Source organism: Methylibium sp. T29-B (genome assembly GCF_000576225.1).
In the GTDB taxonomy this organism is placed as follows: Bacteria; Pseudomonadota; Gammaproteobacteria; order Burkholderiales; family Burkholderiaceae_C; genus Methylibium; species Methylibium petroleiphilum.
In genome coordinates this window covers 1-1,569 of sequence record NZ_AZSN01000335.1, presented here as the reverse complement: position 1 = coordinate 1,569, position 1,569 = coordinate 1, and the positions used below count along the sequence as shown (strand labels likewise).

General features: G+C 74.9%; 1 protein-coding gene and 1 pseudogene. Both read right to left on the bottom strand.

The genetic code is table 11. The features are described from left to right. Positions 1-1,010: ATP-grasp domain-containing protein (locus Y694_RS21710; RefSeq protein ID WP_036236649.1), on the bottom strand; the 1,010-nt coding region annotated here is incomplete at its 3' end. Positions 1,011-1,163: 153 nt separating this feature from the next. After that, positions 1,164-1,569: pseudogene (locus Y694_RS21705) on the bottom strand (methylenetetrahydromethanopterin dehydrogenase); the annotation flags it as partial.

The window sequence follows — 1,569 nt, the reverse complement described above, 5'->3', positions numbered from 1 at the left end:
CGGGACGCCAGGGCTTCGGCCTGGGCCGCCGTCAGCTGCATCGCGCAGCGCGCGAACACGATCTCGCTGCCGCGCAGCGTGCCCGGTGCCGGCGCCGGCGCCGCGGTCTCGGCCGACGGCAGCGTGCCCTGCAGGCAGGCGCCGACATGGCCCGCATCCACGCCAGGTGTCGCCGTACAGCGCCGCGCTGGCCGACGGCCGCGGTTGATCTCCAGCAGCGACCAGTGGTCGCCGTCGAGCAGGAAGTCCAGGCTGCACAGCCCGCGCAGGCCGAAGGCGGCGACCAGCGTGTGCAGCGTGGTGTCCAGCCCCACGGCCAGCGCCGCCGGCAGCGCCACCGGCCCGATGGCACCGCGGTAGACATGCGGATGGTGCGCGCCGAGCGGCCGGACGATCAGCTCGCTGATGCCGAGCACGCGCGCCTCGCGGCCGTTGGCGAGGAACAGCGCCGACATCGGCGTGCCGGGCGCCTCGCGCTGGTAATAGGGCTGCTGTTCGGGATCGGCCGGGTGCGGGTCGTCGGCCGGCCGGATGTGCCAGCCGCCGGTCCCGCGCGCCTCCTTGCGCAGCCAGCCCGACGGCGGATCGGGGGCGTCGAACTGCACCTCGGGGTGCGGCAGGCCCAGCCAGTCGAGCATGCCGAAGAAGCCGGCCGGGTCGCGCACGCGCAGCACCGTCTCGGCTGGCGTGCCGATCAGCGGCAGCGCCTGCGCGCCGCGGCCCAGCAGCTCGGGCTGACCCTCGAAGCCGCTGCCCGCGACCCAGCCCAGCACCTGCGGATCGGCGGCTGCCGCGCGCAAGGCCGCGAGCGTGCGCTGCGGGTCGATCCCGAGTTGTGCGCCGTCGCGCCCGATCGACTCCCAGTGCCGCGCGGCGCGCCGTGTATCCACGTCGCCGAAGACATCGAGCGCGATCACGTCGTAACCGTCACGCGCCGCCGCCTCCGCCATCCACCGTGCGGACAGCCCCGCGACCACCAGCGTCGCGCGGCCCGTCGAAGCAGCAGACATCTCAGGACCCCACGCGCCGATCGTGCACCCGGCCGCAGCTCTGGCGCGCAGACGCCGTGGATCCGGCTCTGCCGGTCCACCAGCGTCGCCCCCTCGAGCGGGAGGCGCCGCAGGCGCTTCGGGGATGGGTCATTCCTGCGCTTCGGAGGTGGGTCACGTCTCGGCGAGCACTTCGCGCGCCACCGCCAGCGCCTCGGGGAAGCTCAGGTAGACCGGCTTCTCCGCGCCGCGCATGCGCACCAGCAGGCGGTGCTGCACCTGGTACTTCACGTTGCCGATCGCCAGCGCGCCGATGCCCACCGCGCGGCTGCCGGGTAGCAGCTTGCCGCTGTCCATCACGCCCACGCCGGCGATGCCTTCCGGCGGCACCGCGTTCACGTCGGCCGCCACCAGCAGCCGCGTGGCCACCGCGCGGTCGGCCTCGCTGATCACCTGCACGCCGGCCGCCGCGGTGCCCAGCACCACGTCGCGTCGGCGATCGACGCGCGGATGGCGTCCACGCCCTTGCCCGACACGCCGCTCATCGCGCTGCCGAAGCGCACGTTGGTCTCGTCGGCGG